Origin of the sequence: Bradyrhizobium sp. BR 10289, assembly GCF_019455385.1 — a bacterium.
Classification (GTDB): Bacteria; Pseudomonadota; Alphaproteobacteria; order Rhizobiales; family Xanthobacteraceae; genus Bradyrhizobium.
The window spans coordinates 197,316-216,298 of sequence record NZ_JACOFR010000007.1; the positions used below are offsets into that span (position 1 = coordinate 197,316).

General features: G+C 65.1%; 18 protein-coding genes. 8 read left to right on the forward strand and 10 right to left on the reverse strand.

The window, feature by feature from the left end:
* Nucleotides 1-7: 7 nt before the first annotated feature.
* The gene (gene ltnD, locus HYH08_RS14945) at nucleotides 8-925 is read right to left on the reverse strand and encodes an L-threonate dehydrogenase (protein ID WP_220010574.1); all 918 of its coding nucleotides are present in this window, start codon (nucleotides 923-925) and stop codon (nucleotides 8-10) included.
* 105 nt (nucleotides 926-1,030) lie between these two features.
* On the opposite strand from ltnD, the gene otnC reads away from it, so the two are divergent.
* Nucleotides 1,031-1,711: a 3-oxo-tetronate 4-phosphate decarboxylase gene (otnC, locus tag HYH08_RS14950; protein WP_220010575.1), complete on the forward strand. Its 681-nt coding sequence runs from the start codon at nucleotides 1,031-1,033 to the stop codon at nucleotides 1,709-1,711.
* A 165-nt stretch (nucleotides 1,712-1,876) separates the two neighbouring features.
* Here the strand turns inward: otnC and HYH08_RS14955 are convergent, their stop codons facing one another.
* From HYH08_RS14955 to HYH08_RS14980, 6 genes are all read right to left on the reverse strand, one after another.
* On the reverse strand, nucleotides 1,877-2,581 hold the full coding sequence (locus HYH08_RS14955) for an ABC transporter ATP-binding protein (RefSeq protein ID WP_220010576.1): 705 nt from the start codon (nucleotides 2,579-2,581) through the stop codon (nucleotides 1,877-1,879).
* A complete protein-coding gene (locus tag HYH08_RS14960; protein ID WP_220010577.1) occupies nucleotides 2,565-3,296 on the reverse strand; it encodes an ABC transporter ATP-binding protein in 732 nt (243 codons plus the stop codon). The genes HYH08_RS14955 and HYH08_RS14960 overlap by 17 nt, the downstream gene beginning before the upstream one ends.
* On the reverse strand, nucleotides 3,293-4,276 hold the full coding sequence (locus HYH08_RS14965; RefSeq protein WP_220010578.1) for a branched-chain amino acid ABC transporter permease: 984 nt from the start codon (nucleotides 4,274-4,276) through the stop codon (nucleotides 3,293-3,295). Before HYH08_RS14965 ends, HYH08_RS14960 begins: the two co-directional genes overlap by 4 nt.
* On the reverse strand, nucleotides 4,276-5,154 hold the full coding sequence (locus tag HYH08_RS14970; RefSeq protein ID WP_220010657.1) for a branched-chain amino acid ABC transporter permease: 879 nt from the start codon (nucleotides 5,152-5,154) through the stop codon (nucleotides 4,276-4,278). The genes HYH08_RS14965 and HYH08_RS14970 overlap by 1 nt, the downstream gene beginning before the upstream one ends.
* A gap of 147 nt (nucleotides 5,155-5,301) precedes the next feature.
* Nucleotides 5,302-6,546 carry an ABC transporter substrate-binding protein gene (locus tag HYH08_RS14975; RefSeq protein WP_220010579.1) on the reverse strand — a complete coding sequence of 415 codons (1,245 nt, stop codon included), beginning with the start codon at nucleotides 6,544-6,546 and terminating at the stop codon, nucleotides 5,302-5,304.
* Between the two features lie 91 nt (nucleotides 6,547-6,637).
* Nucleotides 6,638-7,453, reverse strand: a complete 816-nt coding sequence (locus HYH08_RS14980) for a putative hydro-lyase (protein ID WP_220010580.1) — start codon at nucleotides 7,451-7,453, stop codon at nucleotides 6,638-6,640.
* A 120-nt stretch (nucleotides 7,454-7,573) separates the two neighbouring features.
* On the opposite strand from HYH08_RS14980, the gene HYH08_RS14985 reads away from it, so the two are divergent.
* From HYH08_RS14985 to HYH08_RS15000, 4 genes are read left to right on the forward strand one after another with little or no spacing between them, the layout of a single operon-like run.
* Entirely contained in the window at nucleotides 7,574-8,491 is a 918-nt protein-coding gene (locus tag HYH08_RS14985) for a LysR family transcriptional regulator (protein ID WP_220010581.1), read from the forward strand.
* Between the two features lie 46 nt (nucleotides 8,492-8,537).
* The gene (locus HYH08_RS14990) at nucleotides 8,538-9,788 is read left to right on the forward strand and encodes a Zn-dependent hydrolase (RefSeq protein WP_220010582.1); all 1,251 of its coding nucleotides are present in this window, start codon (nucleotides 8,538-8,540) and stop codon (nucleotides 9,786-9,788) included.
* Between the two features lie 12 nt (nucleotides 9,789-9,800).
* Complete coding sequence (locus tag HYH08_RS14995; protein ID WP_220010583.1) at nucleotides 9,801-10,712, forward strand: NAD(P)-dependent oxidoreductase; 912 nt, start codon at nucleotides 9,801-9,803, stop codon at nucleotides 10,710-10,712.
* An 11-nt stretch (nucleotides 10,713-10,723) separates the two neighbouring features.
* Nucleotides 10,724-11,797, forward strand: coding sequence for a malate/lactate/ureidoglycolate dehydrogenase (locus HYH08_RS15000; RefSeq protein WP_220010584.1), 1,074 nt, complete (start codon nucleotides 10,724-10,726; stop codon nucleotides 11,795-11,797).
* 207 nt (nucleotides 11,798-12,004) lie between these two features.
* Here HYH08_RS15000 and HYH08_RS15005 read toward each other — a convergent pair whose 3' ends face one another.
* Nucleotides 12,005-13,078, reverse strand: coding sequence for a tartrate dehydrogenase (locus HYH08_RS15005; RefSeq protein ID WP_220010585.1), 1,074 nt, complete (start codon nucleotides 13,076-13,078; stop codon nucleotides 12,005-12,007).
* A gap of 160 nt (nucleotides 13,079-13,238) precedes the next feature.
* Between HYH08_RS15005 and HYH08_RS15010 the strand changes: the two genes are divergently transcribed.
* Both HYH08_RS15010 and HYH08_RS15015 read left to right on the forward strand, forming a co-directional pair.
* Complete coding sequence (locus tag HYH08_RS15010) at nucleotides 13,239-14,015, forward strand: SDR family oxidoreductase (protein WP_220010586.1); 777 nt, start codon at nucleotides 13,239-13,241, stop codon at nucleotides 14,013-14,015.
* Between the two features lie 147 nt (nucleotides 14,016-14,162).
* Complete coding sequence (locus tag HYH08_RS15015; RefSeq protein WP_228747837.1) at nucleotides 14,163-15,581, forward strand: amidase; 1,419 nt, start codon at nucleotides 14,163-14,165, stop codon at nucleotides 15,579-15,581.
* A 143-nt stretch (nucleotides 15,582-15,724) separates the two neighbouring features.
* Here HYH08_RS15015 and HYH08_RS15020 read toward each other — a convergent pair whose 3' ends face one another.
* Nucleotides 15,725-16,831, reverse strand: coding sequence for an amino acid ABC transporter permease (locus HYH08_RS15020; RefSeq protein WP_220010588.1), 1,107 nt, complete (start codon nucleotides 16,829-16,831; stop codon nucleotides 15,725-15,727).
* Between the two features lie 2 nt (nucleotides 16,832-16,833).
* Nucleotides 16,834-18,018 (reverse strand): amino acid ABC transporter permease, encoded by a 1,185-nt coding sequence (locus HYH08_RS15025; protein ID WP_220010589.1) that lies wholly within the window; start codon nucleotides 18,016-18,018, stop codon nucleotides 16,834-16,836.
* An 88-nt stretch (nucleotides 18,019-18,106) separates the two neighbouring features.
* On the opposite strand from HYH08_RS15025, the gene HYH08_RS15030 reads away from it, so the two are divergent.
* The gene (locus HYH08_RS15030) at nucleotides 18,107-18,979 is read left to right on the forward strand and encodes a MurR/RpiR family transcriptional regulator (RefSeq protein WP_220010590.1); all 873 of its coding nucleotides are present in this window, start codon (nucleotides 18,107-18,109) and stop codon (nucleotides 18,977-18,979) included.
* Nucleotides 18,980-18,983 lie beyond the last annotated feature (4 nt).

An 18,983-nucleotide genomic window follows, 5' to 3' on the forward strand; every position in this document is an offset into this window, starting at 1 on the left:
AATCCTCTTACTTGTCGCCGGGGAGCTTCACGCCGGTGACCTGCGCATACATGCGCGCCACCGAGGCGTCGTCATCGCGGCCCATGCCGGCGGCCGATGTCATCAAAAACATCTGGAGCGCTGCGGCCGAGACCGGCACCGGAAAGCGGGCGCTGCGCGCCATGTCCTGAATTATGCCGAGATCCTTGACGAAAATCTCGACCGCGCTGCGCGGCGAGTAGTCGCCGTCGAGCACGTGCGGCATGCGGTTCTCGAACATCCACGAATTGCCGGCCGAGGCCGTGATGACCTCATAGACCTTGCGGATGTCGAGCCCCTGCTTGGCCGCGAACGCCATCGCTTCGCTGGCCGCGGCGATGTGCACGCCGGCCAGCAACTGGTTGATCATCTTGAAGGCCGCGCCCTGCCCCGCGGCATCGCCGAGCTCGTAGAGCTTTGCAGCCATCGCATCGAGCGCCGGGCGTGCCTTCGCGAAGGCCGCAGCGCTGCCGGACGCGAGGATCGTCAGTTCGCCTTGCGCGGCGCGCTGCGCGCCACCGGAGATCGGCGCATCCAGATAATGCCGGCCGGTCGCCTCCAGCTGTTTTGCCAGACGCCGCGCCACCTCGGGATCCATGGTGGCCGACGAAATGAAGACGCTGTCCTTCGGCAGCGTCTCGGCGACGCCGTCCTTGCCGAACAGGATCGTCTCGGTTTGCGCGGCATTGACGACGACGCTGACGACGATGTCGGCGCCCTTGGCCGCCTCGGATGGCGTCTTCGCGCCGGCGCCACCATCCTTCACGAAGCGCGCCACGGCATCGGCCGAAACGTCGCAGCCGGTCACGGCATGGCCGGCGCGCTTCAGCGAGGTTGCCATGCCGTATCCCATCGAGCCGAGCCCGATGACGGCGATGCGCTGGTTTTGTGAGGTGGAGGCGGCCATGCAACTAACCCTTGCGAACGTTTCCCGGACGGCCAGCCTTGGCGGCGGCTCGGAGCACCGCATAACACGGCTTGGCCGCGCTGCCAAAGCGTGAGACAAGCAGGCATGACGGCCATGAAAACCGAAACGAGCAACGAAACAAGGCTGCGTGAGGATATCAGCCGCTTCGGACGGTCCCTGTTCGAGCGCGGGCTGACGCCCGGCTCCTCGGGCAATATCAGCGTGAGGCTGGATGACGGCGGCTGGCTGGTGACGCCGACCAACGCCTCGCTCGGCTTCCTCGATCCCGCAAAGCTGTCGCGGCTGGACAGCCAGGGCCGGCTGGTCTCGGGCGATGCACCGACCAAGGAAGTTCCGCTGCACACTGCGCTCTATGACACGCGCGGTACCGCACGCGCGATCGTGCATCTGCACTCGACCCATTCGGTGGCGCTCTCGATGCTGCCCGAGATCGACCCGCGCGCCGCGCTGCCGCCGATGACGGCCTATTATTTGATGAAATGCGGTGCCACCGCGCTCGTGCCCTATTACCGCCCCGGCGATCCCGCGGTGGCGGACGCGATCAAGGGACTGGCGGGGAAATATTCCTCCGTGCTGCTCGCCAATCACGGCCCGGTCGTCGCCGGCGACACGCTGGAAGCCGCGGTGTTCGCGACCGAGGAGCTGGAGGAGACGGCGAAGCTGTACCTGCTGCTGCGCGGGATGAACCCGCGATATTTGTCACCGGAGCAGGTGCAGGATCTGGTGAAGGTATTCGGGGTGACGCTGCCGGAGCATGGGCATTAGCGCGATAGTATCGCAGCATTCACCGCTGTCATTCCCCGCGGAGGCGGGGAATCCAGTACGCCGCAGCCTATCCGTATCTCTCCGACGTCTCGGAGTACTGGATCGCCCGATCAAGTCGGGCGATGACACCACGTATGTTGCGCGCGTGCGCCCAACACGTCTCGCCTACAGCCCCAGATACGCCTTCCTCACGTCGGGATTGCCCTTGATCTCCGCGGCCGGACCCTGCATCAGCACGCGGCCGGTTTGCAGGATGTAGGCGCGGTCGGCGATCTCGAGGCACTCGGCCATGCGCTGCTCGACGATCAGAACGGTCATGCCGGCCTCGCGGATGCGCAGCACCGCCTGAAAGATCTCGTCGACGAGCTTCGGCATGATGCCCTGCGAAGGCTCGTCCAGCATCAAGAGCCGCGGGCGTGTCATCAGCGCGCGGCCGATCGCGAGCATCTGCTGCTCGCCGCCGGAGAGCGTTTCGGCGCGCTGGTCGAGCCGTTCGGACAGACGCGGGAACAGCTTGAAGACGAGATCGAGCGGCTCTTCGCGATTGGCTTCGCTGCGGTAGAGATAACTGCCGAGGCGGAGGTTGTCGCGCACCGACAGGCGCGGGAACAGGCGGCGGTTCTCCGGCACATAGGCGATGCCGGCCGCCGTGATGTGGTGCTGCGCCATGCCGTTGAGCCGCTTGCCGTCGAAGGTCACCGTGCCCGAGCGCGGCCGCTCGGCCCCGGCGATCGACTTCAGCAGCGTCGACTTGCCGGCACCGTTGGCACCGGCGACACAGACGATCTCGCCCTTGGTGACCTCGATGCTGACCGCGGAGATCGCAACCAGGCCCTGATAGGCGGTCGTGACTTCATGCACCGACAGCATGACGATCTCCCAGATATGCCTTGATCACCTTGGGATCGCGGACGACGTCGTTGGGCTTGCCCTCGACCAGCACCTTGCCGAGATCGAGCACGATGGCGCGGTCGACCAGCGGCATCACGATCTCCATGACGTGCTCGACCATCAGCACGGTGATGCCGGCATCGCGCACCTTGCGCACCAGCGCCACGCCGGTCTGCGCCTCGGTCGGCGTGAGGCCGGTGAGGACTTCGTCGAGCAGCAGCAGTTTCGGCTCGGTGGCGAGCGCACGCGCAACTTCGAGGCGGCGCTTCTCGGCCGGCACGAGGTCGCTCGCGAGCACGTCGGCGCGTGCGGCCAGACCCGTGAACTCCAGCACCTCATGCGCCTTGCGGCGCGCCTCGCGCATCACGGTGTTGCGCACCAGCGCACCGACGATGACGTTGTCGATGACGGTCATGGTCTCGAAGCTCTTGACCACCTGGAAGGTGCGGCCGACGCCGCGCTGGCAGCGCGCCGCCGCCGGCATTTTGGTGACGTCCTCGCCGTCGAACCAGATCGAGCCCTGCGTCGGCGGCAGCACGCCGGCGATGAGGTTGAACAGCGTCGACTTGCCGGCGCCGTTGGGACCGATCAGGCCGACGATCTCGCCGCGGCCGACCGAGATCGAGACGTCGGAGTTGGCGACCAGGCCGCCGAACCGCTGCCAGACGCCGCGGGTTTCAAGAAGCGCGGTCATCGCGTGGCCCCCGTCTTCTTCGGGCGTGAGAACAGGCTCACCAGGCCTCGCGGCAAGGCCAGTGAAATCAGGACGATCAGCGTGCCGTAGATGATGAGGTCGACACCACTCCCCGAGCCGCCGAACTTGAAGCGCGTGATTTCGGTCAGCGGGATCAGAATGGCGGCCCCTAACACCGGCCCCCACAGGGTGCCGATACCACCCAGCACGGCGGGCAATGCCATCAGCAGCGAGAACTGGAAGCCCATGACGCTTTCGGGATCGATGTAGGAGACGAACTGGGCGTAGAAGCTGCCGCCGACGGCAACCAGGAAAGCCGAGACCGCGGCCGCGCCCATCTTCGAATTGAAGACGTCGACGCCGAGGCTCTCGGCCGCATCCGGATTGTCCTTGACCGCACGCCACCAGAATCCCCATTTGGAATCCTCCAGCCACCAGGTGACGAGCCAGGCGATGCAGCACAGCACCAGCGCGAAGTAGAAGTATGGCACCTTGCTGCGGGCGAACTGGAATTTCAGCCAGCTGTCGCCGCGGATCGGAATGGTGATGCCCATCGCGGCCCCGGCCCATTCCCAATTGTGGAACAGCAGCAACCCGATCTCGGCGATGACGATGGTCGCGATGACGAAGTAATGACCACGGAGGCGGAAGAAGGGATAGCCGAGCCCCATTGCGATCAGCGCCGACACCGTGCCGCCCGCCAGCATGCCGAACCAGGGCAGCACGCCGAACTTGGTGAAGAGCAGCTCGGTGGTGTAGGCGCCGAGGCCGAAATAGAGCGCATGGCCGAGCGAGATCTGCCCGCAATAGCCGGACAGGATGTTCCAGCTCTGCGACAATCCCGCATACATCAGCGTCAGGATCAGGACGTTCTGGACGACGACGTCCTTCACGAACAACGGCGTCAGCGCAGCAATCGCGGCCAGAACCGCGGCGATGATGAGGTCGCGGCGGCGCCGCGCGGCGAAATTCTTGTCCATCACATCGACCCGAACAGGCCACGCGGCCGGATGAAGACGACGAGCAGGTACACGGCGTAGATGCCGACCGATTTCAGCGACGGCGGCAACACCAGTGCGGTGACCGCCTCGACCAGGCCGACGATGATGCCGCCGGCGAAGGCGCCGAATACGCTGCCGAAGCCGCCGAGCGCCACCGTGACATAGGCGATCAGCGCAAAGGACGCGCCGACGTCGGGATAGATGTAGAAGAACACCGCCATGATCGCACCGGCAAGACCGACCAGCGCGGCGCCGAGGCCCCAGCCGAAGGCGAACACGCGGTTCTTGTCGATCCCGACGAGCGCGACCGCGCCAGGATCCTCGCGGGTCGCTTCCAGCGCCCGCCCGAAATCGGTGCGATGGATGAAGAGGTAGAGACCGGCGAAAGCCGCGATCGAGACCAGCGCACCGACCAGTTGCGGCTCCGGCAGGAAGATGCCGCCAATCGAAACGGTTTTGCCGCCGAGCCAGGACTGCGGAATGCTGCGATAGTCCGGCGTGAAAAAGTACTGCGCGAGGCCGCGCATGACGATCGCAAGACCAAAGGTGGTGAAGATCTGCACCATGCCGGCATTGGCCTTGGCCCGCATGGCGAAGCGGACAAGCAGCAGATAGACCACCGCGCCGAACACGAAGAGCGCGGCGGCGACCAATGGCGCCGACAGCAAGGGATCGATGGCGAAGAACGCGAATAGGAAGAAGGACAAGTACATCGCGATCATCAGGAACTCGCCATGGGCGAAGTTCGTGACGTCCATCAGGCCGAAGATCAGCGCGAGGCCGACGGCGATCAGTCCGTACAGCAGCCCCATCAGGAGGCCGCTTGCGAGACTTTGGACAATGGTTTCGACTGTCAGCAACTTGTCCCCCAGAAATAGTCCTCACCCCGAGGGGCGTGATCGAGCGCATGTCGCAAGGGAGACGCCCGCCTCGAACGTCTGCGACGCGGGCTTCGTCCCTTTCTCAGGAAAGAGGTCGGGAGCCACGAGGCTCCCGCATGCCTCTTACTTCATCGGCCAGATGGCTTCGGCGACCGCGGCCTGCGCCGGCGAGACGGTGACGAACTTGCCGCCGACATATTGCAGCAGCACCGGATCGGCGTCGTTGTTCTGACCCATGTCGTCGAACTTGACGCGCTTCCAGGGCATGATGGTTTGCTCGCCCGGCGTGTCGGTTGCGGCGAGCGCGTCGCGGATCTTCTCGCCGTCGGTCGACTTGGCGCGATTGATGGCGTCCGCCATCACGATCAGCGCCATGAACTCGCGCGAGGTGTTGTCGTTGAGGTCCTTGCCGGACTTCTCCTTGAACATGTCGTTGATCTTGCCGACCATCGGCCGCTTGGCGGCGAGATCGAGCGAGAAGCTGCCGCGCGTGATCACGCCCTCGAGCTTGTCGCCGACGGCATCGTAGAGCGCCTTCTCGGAGAAGCCGGCAGCCTGCGCCAGGATCGCCTTCGGCTTGTAGCCGAGCTCGGCCATGGTCTTGACCAGCAGAATGCCGTCGGTGGTATAGCTCGACGGCATCAGCACGTCGGCGTTGGCGGCCTTCAGTTGCTGCACTTCCGCCGACAGCGACGGCGAGTTGTTGCGATATTTGATGTCGGCGACGACCTTGTAGCCGCGATCTGCCGCCAGCTTCAGCTGGGTGTTGGCAGAGTCGGTGCCGAAGATCGTATCCTCGTGGAACAGCGCCAGCGTCTCGACCTTGTTGCCCTTCTTCTTGAGCGCGTCGAGGAAATCGAACATCGCCGCCGAGAACATCTCGTCGTGCGGCGACGGACGGAAATAGTATTTGAGGCCGCGGCGATGCAGGCTGGGCGAGGAATTGTCCGCCGAGATGAACGGAATCTGATAGCGCTCGCAGGTCTGGCTGACCGTGACCGCGACCGCGCTCTGATAGGTGCCGATAATGGCGCAGACCTTCTCCTGCGTGATCAGGCGCTCGGCTTCGGCGCGGCCCTTCTGCGGATCGCCCTGATGGTCGGCGTAGACGAGACGGATCTTGGCGCCGCCGAGGCCCGGCAGGCCCTCACCCTTGGCGAGCGGAAGGTCGAAATCGTAGTTCTTGTTGATGATGTCGGCCGCCGTCTCGTAGGCGCGCTGCGCGTCGACGCCGATCTGGGCGTTGGCACCCGACATCGGATAGGTCAGGCCGATCACCACTTCGGACGTCTGCGCGCGCGCCGCGAGCGGCATCAACGCGGCAGTGGCGGCGGCACCTAACAGAACGTCGCGGCGAGAGATCGTCATGGATCTAGTTCCTTGTTACTGAATTTTGCGCGTATCGAATGAAACGGTTGGCAGATAGCGTAAAGCCTGAAGAAGCAGCAAACGCTGCCCATTAAATCACGGCCATGGTCCTGTTCTTGAGATCGGTGACCAGCATCAGGCCGGGCGAATGTGTGATCGCGAACGGCACCTTCGCCGCGTTGATCACCGATTGCGGCGTCACGCCACAAGCCCAGAACACCGGGATCTCGTCATCGGCGACGGGTACGGGGTCACCATAGTCGGGCTTGGCGATGTCCTTGATGCCGATCAGATGCGGATGGCCGAGATGCACGGGGGCGCCGTGCACGGCGGGATAGCGCGAGGTGATCTGCACCGCGCGGATCGCATCGGCCGGCTTGAACGGACGCATCGACACCACCATGGGGCCTGCGAACGGGCCGGCCTCGCCGCAAGCGATGTTGGTGCGGTACATCGGCACCCGCACGTTCTGCTCGATGTGGCGGATCGGCATGCCCTCGTCGAGCAGCGCCTCTTCGAAGGAGAAGGAGCAGCCGAGCACGAAGGTGACGAGATCGTCGCGCCAGTAGCTCTTCACGTCGGTCGGCTCGTCCACGACCTCGCCGTCGCGCCAGACGCGGTAGCGCGGCACGTCGGTGCGGATATCGAGGTCGGCGCCGAGCGCGGGAATGTGCGGGCTGCCGACGTCGGACATGCCGATGATCGGGCACGGTTTTGGATTGAGCTGGCAGAAGCGGTGAAAGGCGCTGGCGTATTCCGCCGGCAGGATCGCCAGATTGCCCTGGACGAAGCCGGGGGCGACGCCGGCGGTGGAACCGACCTCACCGCCACGATAGGCGAGCCGGGCCTGACGGCTCGGGAGGGTGTCGGGCGTTTCAGTTTGCTGCGTTGCCACCAAAACAGTCATATGATCGACCTGCCTATAAACTCGACAAAGACAGCCAACACCAAGCGTGGTATAAAGTCTAATCTTCCTTTCTAATCGATCTCGATAAATCTCTTTTATCGGTCGGGAAAATCTTTCCAAATGTTGGACTTCAGATCGATCGAAACCTTCCTCTGGGTTGTAAAGCTCGGCAGCTTTCGCGGCGCCGCAGCACGGCTCAACACCACCCAGCCGGCGATCTCCCAGCGCATCGCCCAGCTCGAGCGCGAGATGGGCGTAAAACTCCTGAACCGCGATCATCGCGTGGCCTCGCCGACGCCCAGCGGCCGGCAGATGATGGTCTATGCGGAGAAGCTGATCGGCCTGCGCGCCCAGATGATGGCCGAGATCGGCGACCGCTCTGCGATGCGGGGCGTGATGCGGCTCGGCGTCGCCGAGACCATCGTGCACACCTGGCTGCCCCGCCTCGTGAAGAGCGTGAACGAGGTCTATCCGAACCTGTCGCTGGAGATCGAGGTCGACATCACGCCGAACCTCACCGCGCGCCTGCTCGCGCAGGAGATCGAGCTCGCCTTCGTCGTCGGGCCACTGTCGACCTCCGGCGTGCACAATCGCGTGCTCGCCGATTATCCGATCGGATTTCTCGCAAGCCCCTCGCTCGGCCTCGGCAACGGTCCGGTGACGCCGGCGGAGCTGGCGCGGTTTCCCATCATCACGTTCCCGCGCAAGACCAAGCCTTACGAGGTCGTGCGCGAGGTGTTCGACCGGCCGGAGCTGCCGCCGATCCGGCTGCACGCCTCGGCGTCGCTGGCGACCGTGATCCACATGGCGGTGGAAGGCCTCGGCATCGCCGTGATCCCGGATGCCATCGTCGAGAACGAATTGGCCGACGGGCGGCTGCAGCTGCTCGACACCGATCTTGCGATCGCGCCGCTGACCTTCACGGCGAGCTGGCTCGCCTCGCCCGACGTCGTGGCGGTGCAGCGTGTCGCCGAGCTTGCATCTCGGATTGCGCAGAGCAGCCTCGCGGTTGACGCGCCCGCGCTGGCGGGTCATTGAAACAGGCGCCGGACAACCAAGAGTACGATTGCGAGAGACCGACCGCATGAGCCGAGCCGCCACCAACCTGCAAATCGATTCCGCCCGCCTCTGGGGCTCCATCCATGAGACCGCGCAGTTCGGCGCAACGGCCAAGGGCGGCGTGAAGCGGCTGACGCTGAGCAGCGAAGACAAGCAGGTGCGCGACTGGTTCCGCAAGGCGTGCGAGGAGGCCGGCCTCGAGGTGCACACCGACGCCCTCGGCTCGCAGTTCGGCCTGCGCAAGGGCCGCGACATGACAAAACTGCCCGTCGGCATCGGCTCGCATCTCGACACCCAGCCGACCGGCGGCAAGTATGACGGCATTTTGGGGACGCTCGGCGCACTCGAAGTGATCCGCACGCTGAACGACGCCGGCATCGAGACTGAAGCACCGATCTGCATCGTCAACTGGACCAACGAGGAAGGCTCGCGCTTCGCGCCCGCGATGATGGCGTCCGCCGCCTACGTCGGCGATTTCACCACCGACGATATCCTCTCGCGCAAGGACATCGACGGCACCACCGTCGGCCAGGCGCTCGACCGCATCGGCTATCGCGGCGACAAGCCGGTCGGCTTCCAGAAGCTCGGTTGTTTCGTCGAATTGCACATCGAGCAGGGGCCGATTTTGGAAGCCGAAGGCAAGACCATCGGCGTGGTCGATTCCGGCCAGGGCGTGCTCTGGTACGACGGTAAGATCTCCGGCTTCGAGAGCCATGCGGGCTCGACACCAATGCCGCTGCGGCGCGATGCGCTGGCGACACTGTCCGAGATCGTGCTGGCGATGGAAGCCATTGCGAAGAAGCACGGGCCGAACGCGGTCGGCACCATTGGCGAGGCCGTGATCGCCAATCCCTCCCGCAACGTCATTCCCGGCGAAATCGCCTTCACCATGGATTGCCGCAGCGCCGACGGCGCCATCATGGATGCGCTCGACCGCGATCTGCGCGCTGCCATTGCCGAGATCGCCGCGCGCCGCAAGGTCGACGTCAAGATCGACCTGGTCTGGCGCAAGCCGCCGACGCATTTCGACCCAAAACTGATCGCAGCTGTCGAGAACGCCGCGAAGACGCTCGGCTATTCCTCCCGCCGCATCACCTCCGGCGCCGGTCACGATGCCTGCAACCTCAACACCGTGATGCCGGCAGCGATGGTGTTCGTGCCCTGCAAGGACGGCATCAGCCACAACGAGCTGGAAGACGCCACGCAGGGCGACTGCGCCGCCGGCACCAACGTCCTCATGCACACCGTGCTGGCGATCGCCGGCGTTGCGTCCTGACCGGAGACAGCCATGCGCGGAGTTTTCGTCGACGCCAACGAGGCGCTCGCCGTGATCATGGAGCGGCTGGAGCAGCCCGGCGATCCCAAGGTGCGGATCCACCGGGATCCCGACATCAAGCCGGAGCAATATCCCGAAATCCTCGACGGCGCCGAGATCGCGATCGTCGATCACACCGCGCTTCCGACCGAGGTTGCCAAGAAGTGTACGGGCCTCAAGCACGTCGTGTTCCTCGGCACCGGCGCGCGCAGCTACATGAACCCCGAAGAACTCGCCGAGCTCGGCATTTCGGTGCATCTGATCAAGGGCTACGGCGACACCGCCGTCGCTGAATCCGCGATCGCGCTGATGTGGGCCTCGGCCCGCGTCATCGCGATGATGGACCGCGAGATGCGCGCCGGCAGCTGGCTGCGCGAGGACGGCATGCAGCTCACCGGCAAGACGCTGGGCCTGATCGGCTTCGGCGGCATCGCCGCCGAGGTCGCGCGCATCGCCTCGGGCAGCGGCATGAAGGTGATTGCCTGGAATCGCTCGCCAAAGAGCCATCCCGGCGTCGAATTCACCGACCTCGACACGCTGTTGGCCAAGAGCGATGTGGTGTCGCTGCATCTGCTGCTCAATGACGAGACGCGCGGCATGATCACGCGCGAGAAGATATTTGCGATGAAGCCCGGGGTCATCTTCGTGAACACCGCCCGTGCTGCGATCGTCGACGAAGCCGCGATGATCGACGCGCTGAAATCGGGCCATATCCGCCACGCCGGCCTCGATGTCTTCAACATCGAGCCGCTGCCCGGCGATCACCCGCTGACGAAGATTCCGAACGTGACGCTGTCGGCGCATTCCGCCTTCCGCACGCCGGAAGCCAGCGAAAACCTGATTGAAGCGGCGTGGGTCCACTGCCGCAGGATCGTGAAAGGATAAGAGCAACAACAATGGCCGACACTCGCATCATCAAGGCTGAGCCGCTTACCAACGCCATCCGCGCCATCGTCAAGGCCGGCGGCTCCTCGGACCGCGAGGCCGAGCTCGTCGCCACCAACCTCGTCGAGGCCAACCTCAAGGGACATGACTCCCACGGCGTCGGCATGATCCCGCGCTATGTCCAGAGCGTCGTCAACGGCGGCCTTGCCGTGAACGCGCACGTCAAGATCGTGCTCGATACCGGCCCGCTGCTTACCCTCGACGGCCTCACCGGCTACGGCCAGGTGATCGGCCATGAAGCGATGGAGCTGGCGGCCGCGCGCGCCAAGCAGAACGGCGTCTGCCTCGTCGGTCTCTCCAACTCGCACCATATCGGCCGCATCGGCCACTGGGCCGAGCAGTGCATCGACCACGGGCTGGTCTCGATCCATTTCGTCAACGTGATCTCGCGCCCGATCGTGGCGCCCTGGGGCGGCAGCGATGCACGCCACGGTACCAACCCGTTCTGCGTCGGCATCCCGCGCCGGGGCAAGCCCCCGATCGTGCTCGATCTCGCCACCAGCAAGATCGCGCAAGGCAAGACCCGCGTCGCCCACAACAAGGGCGTCGAGCTCGAGCCCGGCACCATCATCGACAACGAAGGCAAGCCGACCGTCAACCCGCGCTACACCGTGATCCCGCCGTACGGCGCCATCCTGCCGTTCGGCGAGCACAAGGGTTCGGGGCTCGCGCTGGTGTGCGAAATCCTCGGTGGCGCGCTCTCCGGCGGCCAGGTGGTCAAGGGCCCATCCGACGGCAAATACAACGTGCTCAACGGCATGCTCTCGATCATCATCGATCCGAACAAGCTTGGCACCGGCGAGAACCTCGCGAGCGAAGTCGAGAGCTTCGTTGCCTGGCACACCGGCTCGCCGCCCGCCCCGGGCGTCGACAAGGTGAAGATCGCCGGCGATCCCGAGCGCGAGACCAAGCAGAAGCGCCTTGCGGAAGGCATTCCGGTCGATCCGACCACCTGGCAGGAGATTCTCGAGGCCGGGAAGAAGTTCGGGCTGGACCCGGCGGTGATCGAGAAGATCGCGGGGTGAGTCATCACAACCAGCGTCGTCCCGGACAAGCGCGCCCTCAGCGCGCGCCGATCCGGGACCCATAACCACAGGAAGTGGTTCGACGAAGACTGGGAGCAACCACCAGCACGCCCCAAAACTCCTCCCTGTGGTTATGGGTCCCTGCGTTCGCAGGGACGACGGGAGAGTTCGTGGCGCTGCCGGAGCTAGTTTCGCTAACGCACCGCCTCAGTCCACCATATCCGCCACCGCCTTGCCGCAGGCCGTGGTGTCGGCGTTGCCGCCGAGATCCTTGGTGCGCAGCGTGCGTTCGGCGAGCGTCCGCTCGATCGCCTCGACGATCGACTTGCCGGCTTCCTTCTCACCGAGATGCTCGAACATCATCGCGCCGGACCAGATCGCGCCGATCGGGTTGGCGATGCCCTGCCCCGCAATGTCGGGCGCGGAGCCGTGCACCGGCTCGAACACCGAGGGGAAGTCGCCTTCCGGATTGATGTTGCCTGACGGTGCGATGCCGATGGTGCCGGTGCAGGCCGGACCCAGGTCGGAGAGAATGTCGCCGAACAGATTCGAGCCGACCACGACGTCGAACCAGTCGGGATGCAGCACGAAGTTCGCGGTCAGGATGTCGATGTGATATTTGTCCCACTTCACGCCCGGATACTTCTTGGCCATCGCCTCCACGCGCTCGTCCCAATAAGGCATGGTGATGGAGATGCCGTTCGACTTGGTCGCTGAGGTCAAATGCTTCTTCGGCCGCGACTGGGCGAGCTCGAAGGCGAACTTCAGGATGCGGTCAACGCCGGTGCGGGTCATCACCGTCTGCTGCGTCACGAACTCGCGATCGGTGTCCGGGAACATGCGGCCGCCGACCGAGGAATATTCGCCCTCGGTGTTCTCGCGCACCACCCAGAAATCGATGTCGCCGGGCTTGCGGCCCGCCAGCGGCGACGGCACGCCGGGCATCAGCCGCACCGGGCGCAGATTGACATACTGGTCGAACTCGCGGCGAAACTTGATCAGCGAGCCCCACAGCGAGACGTGATCCGGAATCTTGGCCGGCCAGCCGACCGCGCCGAAATAGATGGCGTCGTGCTTGCCGATCTTCTCCTTCCAGTCATCGGGCATCATCTGCCCGTGCTTCTCGTAATAGTCCCAGGAGGAGAAGTCGAAATGATCGAAATGCACGGACACGCCGTGCTTCTTGGCCGCGGCCTCCAGAACGCGCAGGCCCTCGGGCATCACTTCCTTGCCGATGCCGTCGCCAGGAATGACCGCGATCCGGTATTGTTTCTTGCTCATGGAGAACGTCCCTTTTTGGTCCGGCAGCCGCCGCCTTTTTGACCGCACTGCAATGGACCAAACTCGGCGGCAGTGCAACGCTGCACTGCAATGTTGACCCTAGCGCCGCTGGGCGCCTACTGATTTCATCCTGCTGTTCCCACCAAGCGAGTACCCCCTCATGGATCTCCATCTGCGTGGCAAGCGCGTCCTGATCACGGGCGCGTCCAAAGGCATTGGCGCGGCCGCTGCCGAGGCGTTTGCCGAAGAAGGCGCAAACCTCCTGCTCGCCGCCCGTAATGGCGAGCAGCTCAAGGCGCTGGCCGAGCGTTTGCGCGCCGCGCATCAAATCGATGCCAGGATAAGCGTCGTGGATTTGCGCAAGGCCGAGGATCTGGCGCGGCTCGCCGGAGAGGCCGCCGACATCGACATCCTCGTCAACAATGCCGGCGACATCCCGGGCGGCTCGATCGACAAGATCGACGAGGCGACCTGGCGGCACGCCTGGGACTTGAAAGTGTTCGGCTACATCAACCTGACGCGGCAGATCTACGCGCAGATGAAGGCGAAGGGCGGCGGCGTCATCGTCAACGACATCGGCGCGGCCGGCGAGAAATTCGACGCCAACTACATCTGCGGCAGCGCCGGCAACGCCGCGCTGATGGCGTTTACCCGCGCGCTCGGCAGCAAGAGCCTCGCCGACAACATCCGCGTCGTCGGCATCAATCCCGGCCCTGTTGGCACCGACCGCCACGTCACGCTGCTCAAGACGCGCGCCAAGCACCAGTTCGGCGACGAGAGCCGCTACAAGGAATTCCAGAAGAGCCTGCCGCTCGGCCGTCCCGCGCATGCGCGCGAGATCGGCGATCTCATGGCGTTCCTGGCATCGGATCGCGCCGGCTATACATCGGGCGTGATCTATACCGTGGATGGCGGCATCAGCGCCGGCTGGGGTTAATTCCATCCGCGTCATTGCGAGCGCAGCGAGGCAATCCGGGAATGCATCCGCTCTGGCGGGCTGGATTGCTTCCGCCTTCGCTAAAGCTTCGGCGGACAAGTCGCTGCGCTCGCAATGACGAACACAATAAGCATCGGAGTAAAATACTTGTCTCAAGACCTGATCCGCGAAACCGCCTGCGCCGTCGTCGACAGACTGCGTTCCGGCGACGTCTCTCCGCTCGAACTGCTGGATGTCGTGGAGAAGCGCGTCAAGGAGGTCGACGGCAAGGTCAACGCGCTGCCGACATTGTGCTTCGATCGCGCGCGGGACAGCGCCAAGGCACTGATGCGGAAGCCGGCCGGCGCGCGTGGGCTGCTGGCGGGCCTGCCGGTGCCGATCAAGGATCTCACCGACGTCTCGGGCGTGCTGAACACGCAGGGCTCGCCGATCTTCAAGGACAACATCCCCGCCAAGTCCGACCTGATGGTCGAGAATCTCGAGGCCAACGGCGCGCTGGTCTACGCCAAATCCAACACGCCCGAATTCGGTGCCGGCGCCAACACCTTCAACGAGGTGTTTGGCGCAACGCTCAATCCCTGGGATACGACGAAATCGGCGGCCGGCTCCTCCGGCGGCGCGGCGGTGGCGCTGGCGACCGGCATGGCCTGGCTCGCGCAGGGCTCCGACATGGGCGGCTCCTTGCGCAGCCCCGCGGCGTTCTGCGGCGTCGTCGGCATGCGGCCGAGCATCGGTCGTGTCGCGCACACGCCCAAATCGGGTATCGACCGCAATCTCGGCGTGGTCGGGCCGATGGCGCGCAATGTCGAGGATCTCGCGCTGCTGCTGGACGCCATGAGCGGCGACTATGCCGATGATCCGCTGTCGCTGCCGTCGCCTGTAACCTCGTTCCTGTCGGCGGCGCAGTCTCCCAAGAAGCCCAGGCGCATCGCCTATTCGCCCGATCTCGGCATCACCCCCGTCGATCCCGAGGTCAAGGCGATCACGCGCAAGGCGGCCGAGCGTTTCGCCGAAGCCGGCGCCGTCGTCGAGGAGGCGCATCCCGACTGGCGCGAAGCGCATGAATGCTTCCACGTGCTGCGCGCCTTCGATTTCGCGATCACCAAGGCCAATCTGCTCAAGACCAAGCGCGACCTGCTCAAGCCCGAGGTGATCTGGAACATCGAGGAAGGCCTCAAGCTGACGGTCGAGCAGCTCGCGCGCGCCGAGGCGCAGCGCGTCGGCATGACCGCGCGTGCGGTCGAGTTCTTCAGGACCTACGACCTGCTGTTGACGCCGACCACGATCGTGCCTCCCTTCCCGATCCAGCACCGCTATGTCGCGGAATGCGCGGGCAAGAAATTCGAGAACTATGTCGAATGGCTCGGCATCGTCTACGCGATCACGCTCGCCTGCTGCCCCTCGCTGTCGTTGCCCTGCGGCTTCACCGCCTCGGGCCTGCCGGTCGGCGTGCAGGTGGTCGGCGCGCCGCGCGCGGATGCGCAGGTGATCGCAGGCGCGAAGGTGCTGGAGGATATTTTGGGCCTGCGCGGGCAGACGCCGATCGATCCCAGGGTGACGAAGTAACATCTCGTGCCCCGGACGCAGCGCAGCGCGCCTTCGCGGTGCGCTGCGTCCGGGGCACATATCTCCGATACCTCCCGTGTACCTCTGGGTCCCGGCTCTGCGCAGCAGCGCTTGAGCGCTGCAGCGCGTCCGGGACACGAGACTCATCTCGTGGCCGTCGCCTCCAGGCTGCGGCTGTAGCGCGACATCGCGAAGCAGAACACGAAGTAGATCGCGGCGACGAAGATATAGACCTCGACCGAAAACTGCTGCCAGGCGGGATCGATGATCGCGGTCTTGGCCGTCGTCAGCAGATCGAAGATGCCGATGATCAGGACGAGACTGGTGTCCTTGAAGAAGGCGATGAACGTGTTGACCAGCGGCGGGATGACGTGGCGGATCGCCTGCGGCAGGACGACCAGCCGGTGCTTGCGCCAGTAGGACAGCCCGAGCGCATCGGCTGCTTCATATTGCCCGCGCGGCACGGCCTGAAGGCCGCCGCGGATGACCTCGGCAAGATAAGCACCCGCAAACAGGATGATCGCGATCTGCGCGCGCAGGAGCTTGTCGATGTTGAATCCGGCAGGCATGAACAGCGGAAACATCACGCTCGCCATGAACAGCAGGCTCACCAGCGGCACGCCGCGGATCAGCTCGACATAGAGCACGGAGAGCGAGCGGATCGCCGGCAACTTCGAGCGCCGGCCGAGCGCGACCAGGATGCCGAGCGGGAAGCCGAAGGCCAATCCGAACGTCGCCAGGATCAGCGTCACCGGCAAGCCACCCCAGCGGTCCTGCGAGACGAAGGACAGGCCGAACACGCCGCCCCACATCAGCACGCTGATCAGCGCCAGTGCGCCGATCCAGAGATAGACCAGCTCGCGCCGCCAGAAGGCGCGACGGGCCGAGAGATAGAACAGCGCGATGAACAGCACGACCGACAGCGCCGGCCGCCATTGCTCGTCGAATGGATAAGTGCCGAACAGGATGAAGCGGTACTTTTCGGGGATGATGGCCCAGCAGGCACCTAAGCCGCGGGCCGCCTTGCACGCACTGGAATCATTCGCCGGCGTCAACCAGACCGCGTTGGCGATGCCCCATTGCAAGAAGCTGAAAAGGCCCTTGGCCAGGATCGCCAGCAACGCGACCGTGATGATGGCGTTGGGGATCGACGAGAACAGATTGGTGCGCAGCCAGTGCAGCACCGGATTGCCGATCTGCGGCCGGCGGGCGGCGCGCGGTGCCTCGGGGATATCGGCGATCACAGTCATGATCAGCGCTCCACCAGCGCGATACGCGCATTGTACCAATTCATGAAGAAGCTGATGCCGAGGCTGATGGTCAGGAACACCGCCATGATCAGCGCAATCGCCTCGATCGCCTGCCCGGTCTGGTTCAGCGTCGTGTTGGCGACCGACACCACGTCCTGATAGCCGATCGCGACCGCCAGCGACGAGTTCTTGGTCAGATTGAGATACTGGCTCGTCATCGGCGGCACGATGACGCGCAGCGCCTGCGGCAGGATGATCTGGCGCAGCATGAGGCTGCGGCGCAGGCCCAGCGCACTGGCGGCATCCCACTGGCCGCGCGGCACGGACTGGATCCCACTGCGCACGATCTCGGCGATGAAGGCCGAGGTGTAGGTGACGAGCGCGATCAGCAGCGCAAAATATTCCGGCGCAAGCGTCAGCCCGCCGACGAAGTTGAAGCCGCGCAGCTGCGGCCATTCGATCGACCAGGACACGCCAAGCGCCATGGAGACGGCCGCCGGCAGCGCGAGGACGAGACCGATCGCAAAGGGCCAGGCCGGCCGCGGCTTGCCATCGCGCATCTGCTGCGCGATCAGCCAGCGCCGGATCAGAAAGAACGCGGCAAGTCCGAGCGCGGCCGTGCCCAGCACAACGAGCTGCGGCGAGCCAACTGGAATGGCCGGCAGGATCAGGCCCCGGTTGGACAGGAACACGCCCTCGACCGGCCGCCAGGCCGCGCGCGCGGCCGGCAGCGCCTGCATCAGCACGTACCAGAACAGCAGCTGGAGCAGCAGCGGGATGTCGCGGAGCGTTTCGACATAGACGGCGGCAAGCCGCGACAGCAGCCAGTTGGACGAAAGCCTGGAGATGCCGATCAGGGTGCCCAGGATCGTCGCGAGCACGATGCCGATCACCGCGACACGCAAGGTATTGGAGATGCCGACGACGAAGGCCCACAGATAGGAATCTCTCGGATTGTACGAGAGAAGGCTGTCGGCGATCGGCATGCCGGCTTCGCGGCCGAGGAAGGCGAAGCCGGTGGTGATGCGGCGGGCCGACAGGTTGGTGACGGTGTTCGACCACAGGAAGACGATCACCGCGAGCACGATTCCGACGACCAGGACCTGCCAGAACAGACCCTTCAATTCGTTGCGGCCGAGCTCGAAGAAGCGGCGGCTTGGCGGCGGTCTGGGATGATCGGCGGTCACGGCACAAAAATCCTTCTCGAAATGCAGCGATTTCCGGCGGCGCACGTCAACTGTTGCATCAAACCTCGATTCATGCAACAAATGTTTCATGGCCGTACCAGCGAAATCCTCGCCCCTGAGCGACCTGCGCATCGCATTGCCATCGCTCCCCCTGCGTCTGCAGGAGGTTGGCCGCTTCGTCGCCGCCAATGACTACGACGCCACCACCCGTTCGATGCGCGATCTCGCCGCGGAGGCCGGCGCCGACCCCGCCGCCTTCACGCGGCTTGCCAAGGCGATCGGCTATTCCGGCTGGGACGAGCTGCGCGCGGCGCTGACCGAGGCGCGGCGGCCGTCGCAGACCTCGCCCTTCTCCGGCCGCGCCAAGGGCCGCCGGCACGGCCCACAGGCGGATGTCGCGCTGGTCGCGGACAAGCTCGAGGCCGAAGCCGCCGGCCTGCCGCGTATCGCAGCGCAGCCGATCGTGGAAGCGGCCCGCGCGCTGCATGATGCAAAACGGATCTGGATCACCGGCTATCGCAGCTGCCGCAGCGTCGCGGAGTTGCTGAACTACGAGCTCCGCCTGTTCCGTCCCGAACAGGTGCAGCTCGTCGGTGCATCCGGCCCCGACGATCTCGATCTCGGCGCCTTCCGCCCCGGCGAGGCCGTCATCGTCATCGGTTTCCTGCCTTACACCCATGCGAGCGTCCGGGTCGCGCAAGCCGCTCACCGCGCGGGCGCCACGCTGATCGCGATCGCGGACAGCCTCTCGGCACCGATGGCCGAGGGCGCCGACCACGTTCTGCTGTTCGAGGCCGCCTCCTCCCCCGGCTTTTTTCCGAGCCTCACCGGCGCGATCGCGATCGCCCAGTCGCTCGCCGCGGTGACGTTCTCGCTCGGCGGCACGGCCGCGAAGAAGCGTCTGGAAAATACCGAGGCGCGGCTTGCCGCGGCCTCGACCTACGTCTCAGAGAAAGGTTGATCCC